General features: G+C 75.9%; 7 protein-coding genes. 1 reads left to right on the top strand and 6 read right to left on the bottom strand.

Translation table 11 applies throughout. The features are described 5' to 3' along the window. Positions 1-251, top strand: a 251-nt coding sequence (locus tag AOK24_RS00475) for a helix-turn-helix domain-containing protein (protein ID WP_167376792.1), incomplete at its 5' end; no start/stop codon positions are given. A gap of 185 nt (positions 252-436) precedes the next feature. Here AOK24_RS00475 and AOK24_RS00470 read toward each other — a convergent pair. The 6 genes from AOK24_RS00470 to AOK24_RS00445 form a co-directional block, all read right to left on the bottom strand. Next, entirely contained in the window at positions 437-1,690 is a 1,254-nt protein-coding gene (locus tag AOK24_RS00470) for an MFS transporter (RefSeq protein WP_240553588.1), read from the bottom strand. Positions 1,691-1,692: 2 nt separating this feature from the next. Further along, a complete protein-coding gene (ltaE, locus tag AOK24_RS00465) occupies positions 1,693-2,763 on the bottom strand; it encodes a low-specificity L-threonine aldolase (RefSeq protein WP_055718015.1) in 1,071 nt (356 codons plus the stop codon). Then, a complete protein-coding gene (locus tag AOK24_RS00460) occupies positions 2,760-4,244 on the bottom strand; it encodes an argininosuccinate lyase (protein ID WP_055718014.1) in 1,485 nt (494 codons plus the stop codon). The genes ltaE and AOK24_RS00460 overlap by 4 nt, the downstream gene beginning before the upstream one ends. Then, the gene (locus AOK24_RS00455; RefSeq protein WP_063799363.1) at positions 4,241-5,482 is read right to left on the bottom strand and encodes an ATP-grasp domain-containing protein; all 1,242 of its coding nucleotides are present in this window, start codon (positions 5,480-5,482) and stop codon (positions 4,241-4,243) included. Before AOK24_RS00455 ends, AOK24_RS00460 begins: the two co-directional genes overlap by 4 nt. After that, a complete protein-coding gene (locus AOK24_RS00450; RefSeq protein WP_055718013.1) occupies positions 5,479-6,558 on the bottom strand; it encodes a cysteine synthase family protein in 1,080 nt (359 codons plus the stop codon). The genes AOK24_RS00455 and AOK24_RS00450 overlap by 4 nt, the downstream gene beginning before the upstream one ends. A gap of 10 nt (positions 6,559-6,568) precedes the next feature. Further along, the coding region (locus AOK24_RS00445; protein WP_206191117.1) for a GHMP family kinase ATP-binding protein at positions 6,569-7,526 on the bottom strand (958 nt) is incomplete at its 5' end.

The following is a 7,526-nucleotide window of genomic DNA, read 5'->3' as shown; positions in this document are numbered from 1 at the left end:
GGACCATCGTGCAACTCCTGGCGGGCGGCCTCAAGGACGAGACCATCGCCCGCCGGCTCGGCATGTCCCTGCGCACCACGCGCCGGCACATCGCCGACATCATGAAGCGGCTCGGCGCCGAGAGCCGCTTCCAGGCCGGCGTGCTCATCGCGCGCGCCGAAGCGGGCGGACACCGCGACGACGCCCTGAGCTGGCCGGCGGAACCGGCGGCCGTACTGCGCGAACCCGCGCTGCGCCCCGTCGGCAACTGACGGGCCGCGACACGTTCCAGGCGGACCGGGAGACCGCCGGCCGGCCGCGTCAGAGTCCGCGGGCCGGGCGGCGGGCGCCGGGCAGGGGCGGCGGCTTTCACCTCCGCTTCGGGAGGCTGGCGGGGGCCGCGTCAGAGCCCGAGGGCCGGGCGGTGGGCGTCCGGCCGGGGTGGCGGCGCCGGTGCTCACCCCTGCTCCGGCACGAAGTCGTCCATGCCGCGCAGCGGCGAGCACAGTACCCACAGGCCGGCCAGGCAGGTGCCCGCCGCCGCGATCCACAGGGTGCCCCGCACTCCGAGGACCCCGCCCAGCGCCCCGCCTGCCAGCGTGCCGAGCGTCAGTGTGCCGAACGCCACGAACCGCACGGTGGCGTTGACCCGGGCGAGCATCCGCTCGGGGCAGGCGGCCTGCCGGTAGCTCACCTGCGCGATGTTGTAGAGGACGGTCCCGTAGCCGGTGACCAGCAGCCCGAGCACGGCCGCCGCGACCAGCGGCCCCGGCCGCGCGAGCGGCACCAGGAACAGGGCCGGGAACGCGGTGACGGGCACCAGCCACACCGCCCTGGCCTGCCCCAGCCGCCGGATCACCGGGCGCGCGGTGAGGGCCGCGAGCACCCCGCCCAGGCCGAGCACGCTCAGCACCAGGCCCACGAGCGTGCCCGACAGGGCCAGCGTCCTGGCCAGGAACAGCACCAGGACCGCGTTCAGCACCCCGCTGAACAGGTTGGCCGTGGCCGTGCAGCAGGTGATCGCCCGCAGCGCCGACGTCCGGGCCACGAACCGCAGCCCCTCCCGGATCTCCGCGAGCACCGACGCGCCCCCGGCCGCGCGCGGCGCGGGCTCCGACTCGGGGACGCCGCGCAGCAGGACGGCCGCCAGCAGATAGCCGCCCGCCGTCCCGAGGACCGGCCCGGCGACCCCGGAGAGCTGGACGAGACCGCCCCCGATACCCGGCCCGGTGATCTGCGCGAGGGACTGGCTCGACTGGAGCTTCGCGTTGCCCTCGACGAGGTGCTCGCGCGCGACCAGCGACGGCAGGTACGACTGGTAGGAGACGTCGAACAGGACCGCGCAGACCCCGGCCAGCAGCGCCACCGCCACCAGCTGGGAGACCGTCAGCACGCCCAGCCACCAGGCCACCGCGACCGTGCACAGCAGCAGCGCCCGCACCGCGTTGGACCACATCATCAGCCGCCGCTGCCTGGCCCGCTCGACCCAGACCCCGGCGGGCAGCCCGATCAGCAGGTAACCGGCCGTCTCCGCCGCGCCCAGCACCCCCATCTCCCACGGGGACGCCGCCAGCGTCGTCGCGGCGGCCAGCGGCAGGACCGTGTTCCCGACGTACGTGCCGAACTGACTGACCGTGTCCGCCGCCCAGAACATCCTGAAGCCGCGGTGCGCGGGCAGGGACGGCGCGGGCGGCGCGGCGGAGCGGGCCACCCTCACCGCCCGGCCGACGGGGCCGCCGCCAGCACCTCGGCCAGCACGGTCACGGCGTGGTCGACGTCCTCGGCGTCCACCCCGGCGTGCGTGACGGCGCGGATCCGGTCCCGGCCCAGCTCGGCGACCCGCACCCCGCGCGCGTGGGCCGCGTCGATGAACGAGGCCGTGGTGTGGGCGGTGGCCTCCGGGTCGACGGAGAAGAACACCATGTTCGTGCGGGGCGGCTCCGGGTCGAGCCGCAGCCCCGGCACCCCGGCCAGCCCCGCCGCCAGCCGGGCCGCGTTGGCGTGGTCGTCGGCGAGCCGGTCGACCATCTCGGTCAGCGCGACGATGCCGCACGCGGCGATCAGTCCGGCCTGCCGCATCCCCCCGCCGAGCATCTTGCGCAGCCGGCGGGCGCTGTCGATGCTCTTGGCGTCGCCCGCCAGCACCGAACCGATCGGCGCGGACAGGCCCTTGGACAGACAGAACTGGACCGTGTCCGCGTGCGCGGCCAGCTCGGCGGCCGGGACGCCCAGCGCCAGCGCGGCGTTGAAGATCCGAGCCCCGTCCAGGTGCAGGGCGATCGAGTGGGCGCGGGCCACCACCGCCGCCTCGGCCAGATAGCCGGGCGACAGCGGGATACCGCCCCTGCGGTTGTGCGGCGTCTCCACGCTCAGCACCGCCGGCAGCGCGAACTGCGGGTCGTCGGCGTCGACCTCGCACGCCTCCACGACGGCCGCCAGCGGCAGGGTGCCGTCCTCGGCGGCGCTCACCGGCTCGTACACGATCCCGCCGAGCACCGCCGCGCCGCCCGCCTCGTAGACGTAGATGTCCGACTCGGCGCCGACGATCGCCTTGCCGCCGCGCGGGCTGTGCGTGAGGAGGGCCGTGAGGTTCGCCATGGTGCCGCTCGGCATCAGGCAGGCCGCCTCCTTGCCGAGCAGATCGGCCGACAGCCGCTCCAGTTCGGTGACCGTGGGGTCCTCGCCGTACACGTCGTCGCCGAGCGGGGCCTCGGCGGCGGCGCGCAGCATACGGGGGGTCGGCAGGGTGAAGGTGTCGCTGCGCAGTTCGACGACACGGTTCATGAGGTGCTCCCGGAGATCAGGGCGTTCACAGCGGCGGTCAGGGTCTGGTCGGCGGCCGACCAGCGCGCGCGGCGCGTGTCGGCGAGGGCGCGGTGGGCGGCGAGCCGGACCTCGGCGTCGTCGGCCGCGGCGAGCACACCGGCCCGGCCGGGGCCGCCGCCCGAGGTCGCGGCCCCGGCGACGGACGCCGGATCGAGGCCGGTGAGCAGCCCGGCCCACTCGGCGGGCAGGCGCTCGGCGGCCACCTCCGCGAACGGACGCCCGCCCGCCGAGGCCTCCCGGCTCACCTCGCCCACCTCGTGGTGGGCCGTGCGGAACGGCACACCGGCCACGACGAGCCGCTCCGCGAGCGCGGTGGCACTGGTCTGGCCCTCGTCGGCCCGGCGCAGCATCAGCTCCCGGCAGGGCACCGCGCCCTCGGCCATCAGCCGCAGCAGGACCACCGCGTCGGTCGTCGCCGACAGCGCGGACCACACGTGCCCCACCGCCTCGGTGCCGACCGCGATGGCGTTGGTGAAGCGGGCGGTGGACATGGCGGCGGTGGCCGCCGTCAGCGCGCCGAGCGCGGCGGCGGCCTTGCCCTGCACGTTCTCCAGCAGGAACGGATTGCGCTTCTGCGGCATCATCGAACTGCTGCCGACCAGGTCGTCGGGGAGCGCCAGCAGCGGATTCTCGGCGCTGGTCCAGGACTGGAGGTCGTGCGCCACCCGGGTCAGCAGGACCCCCAGCACCGTGCAGCCGGCCAGCAGCCGCAGCACCACGTCACGCGAGGCGACCGCGTGCAGCGAGTTCGGCAGCGGCGCCAGGAACCCGAGCAGCTCCGTGGTGCGGCGCGGGTCGATCGGCAGCGACGTGCCGCCGACCGCGCCCGCGCCCAGCGGGTTCTCCTCCAGCTCCTCGCCCGCCTGCGCCAGCTGGTCCAGGTCCCGTACGAGGGCGGCGGCCACCCCGGCGAGATAGTGGCCGTAGGTGATGGGCACCGCCGGCTGGTGGTGGGTGTAGGCGGGCATCACGGCCGTGGACCAGCGCCGCGCCCCGTCGGTCAGCACGGCACCGAACGCCGTGCACGCGTCCAGCAGCCGGTCGTAGGGCTCCCGCAGTTGCAGGCGCAGGACGGTCGCGTTGAGGTCGTTGCGGGACCGGCCGCTGTGCAGCACCCCGCCGGTCGGCGCGCCCAGCTCGTCGATCAGGTGGCCCTCGTAGGCCAGGTAGCGGCCACGCGGCGCCGGCCGGTCCCGCAGCGGCGCGAAGTCCGCGGCGCGCAGCTCCTCGATGCCGGCCAGCAGCCGGGCGGCGGTGCCGGGGGCGACGATGCCCTGTTCGGTGAGCATGACGACGTGCGCGCGGTCGACCTGGCTGGTGGGGCGCAGCTCGGCGGCGACGGGGTCGGCCGGGGCCCGCAGATGCCGTTCGAAGAGGATCTCCGCGGCGGCGGGGGCGACGGAGGTGGAGAGCCTGCCGGTGGCGGCGGTCGTGCTCATACGGCGGCTCCTTCGCCGGTGTCGGGACGCAAGGAGGTACGCAGCCGGGTGTGGGCGGCGGCGACGGCCAGGTCGGCGGCCTCGGCGGTGGGCGCGGTGGCGGTCGCGTGGCCGACCCGGTCGCGGTGGTCGCGCTGCGGTTCGAGGCGGACGCCGGTACGGCCGGTGAGCACCGCCTCGGCGCCCTCGGGCAGGCCACCGGTGTCCGGCGGGCCGCCCAGCCGCGCCGGGGTGTCCACGACCAGGAAGCGCAGGCGCGCGTGGTGCGACCTGACCGCTTCCAGGTCCACGGGCAGGCCGAGCGCGGCGGACACCTGGGCGCGCACCAGGTCGACACCCGTGGCGGAGCGGATCAGCTCGGGGATCATGCCGCCCGCGAGCCGGGGGTTGACCTCGATGAGCACCGGTTCGCCCAGCCGCAGCCGCAGCTCGACGTGGGCCGCTCCGAACCCGAGCCCCAGCGCCTTGACCGCCTGGACGGCGGCGTCGGCCAGCGCGGCGGCGTCGGCGTCCGCGACGGGCGCCGGGACGTCGTGCCCGATCTCCACGAAGTGGGGCGCCCGGCCCAGGTGCTTGCCGACGACGGCCACGGCCCGGTCGCCGAACACCTCCACCGAGAACTCGGACCCGCGCACGAACTCCTCGACGAGGAAGTCCCGCGCCACCGGCATGCCCCGCTCGTTGTGGGTGCGGGCCAGCAGCCGGGCCGCGTGCTCGGCGGCCTCCTGCCGCGTGCCGCACAGCCGTACGCCCGAACTGCCCGAGCCGTCCACCGGCTTGAGCACCACGGGCGTCCCGATCCGGTCCACCGCGTCGAGGGCCTCCGCCGCCGTGGCGACCAGCGCGTGGGCGGCCACCGGCACCCCGCCCGCCACGAGTGCGGCGTGCTGGCCGCCCTTGTGCCGGCAGCGGACGACGGCGTCCGGGTCGGGGCCCGGCAGCCCCAGGGCCGCCGCCGCGCTCGCCGCGACGGGCACGAAGTAGTCGGAACTGGTGGTCACCCCGGCCACCGCGGACCCTTCGGCGTGCGGCAGGGCCCGCACGGCCGCCAGGACCGCCGGGAGGCTGGAGGTGTCCGCGCGGACCACGGTGATGCCGTCGGTGCGCGCGTAGTCGTACCGGCCGGGGTCCTCGGCCAGCAGGACCGGGCGGGCGCCGAGCTCCCGGGCCCGGCGGGCGAACAGCCGTCCCGTGCCGGTGGTGTTGCTCTCGACCAGCACGAGGAGGGGCTCTGTCATCGGTGCTCCGGAGAAGAAGAAGGGGATGAGGCGGCCGGGTCGGCCAGCAGGACGTCGTCGAGGGTGCGCCGGTCCCACTCCAGCCGCGCCCAGCCGCCCAGGGCGTCGCCCGGCCGCTGGACGGTGCGCGGCCCGGTCGCGGGCGGCATGTCCAGCACGCCCTGCTCCCGCAGCCACTCGTCGCGGTACACCGAGTCCTGGTAGCGGTGCCCCTCGTCCGGGAGCAGCGCCACCACCTGCTCCTCGGGGTGCCGCTCCGCGTACCAGCGGGCGACGAGGAAGGAAGCGCCGCTGGTCGGACCCATGTAGAGGGCGTGCCGGGCGTGCAGCTCGCGGGTGGCGCGGAACACCTCGGCCGGACCCGCCCAGTGCACCTCGTCGTAGGCGGTGTGCCGGACGTTGGGCGGCACCAGGCTGTTGCCGAGCCCGCGCACCGCCCGGGGCCCGTCGGGCTGGCCGAAGATGGTGCTGGGCGAGGTGTCGACGCCGATGAGCCGCATCCGGGGCTGCACCAGTCGCAGGAAGGACGCCGTGCCGCCGCTGGAACCGCCGGACCCGACCGGGCCGATGAGGCAGTCGACGGAGCCGAGCGCCTCGCTGAGCTGCTCGGCGACCGCCGCGTAGGCGTTGGGGTTGTCCGGGTTGTGGTACTGGCCGGGCACGTAGTGCCGGGGGTGCTCGGCCCGCAGCTCCTCCAGCCGGTCCAGGCGGGCCCGCTGGAAACCGCCCTCGGGGCTCGGCCGGGTGCAGATCTCCACCCGGGTGCCCAGCTCCTCCAGGCGGCGGCGCAGCGCCGGGTCGATCGCCGGGTCGCCGACGATCACCAGCGGATAGCCGCGCAGCCGGCACACCATGGCCAGGCCCAGGGCGAAGGTCCCGGAGGAGGTCTCCAGCACCGTCGTACCGGGACCGAGGTCACCGCGCTGCTCGGCGCGGTCCAGCATGAACCGGGCCGGCAGCAGCTTCATCAGGGTGAAGGCGGCCCCGCACAGGTTGGGGCCGAGACGCACCAGCCGCGGCAGCTCGGTCGCCGCGACGATCGACGCGCTGGGCGCGCGCACGGACAGCGAGGACATGGGCCTCTCCTCAACCATGGGTGGTGGATTCGTCGGTGCCGAAGCACCAGGTGTCGTGGATGCCGAGCGCGGCGAGCCGGGCCCGCGCCCGCGCGGTGCGGACGTCGAGGTCGGGGCACCGCGGATCGAAGAGCAGCCCGGCGACGTCGCCGCTGTGCGCGACCTGGAGCCCCGCCGCGCCCACCTCCTCGGCGAGGCGCAGCAGGTCGTCCAGGCGCGGCACCGGCAGATGCCGCTGGTTGAGACGGGCGCTCGCGGTCGCCACCCGGCCCAGCAGCGCCACGTCACCGGTGCGCACCGCGCGCCGCGCCATGCCCAGCAGGGGCCGGAACGCCTCGATCTCCCAGACGTCGTAGCGGGCGGGCGGCAGATCGAGGGTGTCGACGCCCGCGCCGTCCCGGCTGGTGCCGAAGCCGAGCACCGTCAGCCGCATCAGGGAGCCCCCGAGATCCTCCAGGCTCTCCCCCCTGCGGTGCGCGAACAGCACCGCCCGGTGCGGGTACATCAGCGCGTCGGACGCGGTCTCGGCGGCCACCGCGAGGGCCGCCAGCTGCTCGGGGCGCGGATCCTGCCCGGCCGCCCGGAACACGGCTCCGATCGAGGCCAGCACGTCGGCGGTGGACGAACCGAACCCGCGGCCCAGCGGGATGTCGCTGGCCAGCCGCAGCACCCCGCCCGTGTACGGGCCGCCCAGGGTGCGCAGCGCCAGTTCGGCGGCGCGCACGGCCTTGGTGCGCCAGGGGTCCTTGACCGAGACCCCGGCGGCCGTCGTGGAGGGCTCGAAGACGGCCTGGGAGCTGTAGAGCGGACAGGGCAGGGTGATCAGGCCGCGGTGCAGCCGCCCGCCGGCCTCGAAGACCCCCTGGAGGATCTCGCCGTGGTGGGCGATGCTGCGGTAGGAGCCCCGGATGTGGACCGCCGGCGGGGGAGCTGTGGAGGCGTTCAGGTGCATGGCTTCCTCAGGGGAG

The sequence above is a fragment of the Streptomyces niveiscabiei genome (assembly GCF_001419795.1).
GTDB lineage: Bacteria > Actinomycetota > Actinomycetes > Streptomycetales > Streptomycetaceae > Streptomyces > Streptomyces niveiscabiei.
This window is presented reverse-complemented; position numbering and strand designations above follow the sequence as displayed.

Excerpts from the sequence above, each read along its gene's own strand:
- ltaE (WP_055718015.1), bottom strand. The coding sequence starts at position 2,763 with ATGAACCGTGTCGTCGAACTGCGCAGCGACACCTTCACCCTGCCGACC.
- AOK24_RS00460 (WP_055718014.1), bottom strand. The coding sequence starts at position 4,244 with ATGAGCACGACCGCCGCCACCGGCAGGCTCTCCACCTCCGTCGCCCCC.
- AOK24_RS00455 (WP_063799363.1), bottom strand. The coding sequence starts at position 5,482 with ATGACAGAGCCCCTCCTCGTGCTGGTCGAGAGCAACACCACCGGCACG.
- AOK24_RS00450 (WP_055718013.1), bottom strand. The coding sequence starts at position 6,558 with ATGTCCTCGCTGTCCGTGCGCGCGCCCAGCGCGTCGATCGTCGCGGCG.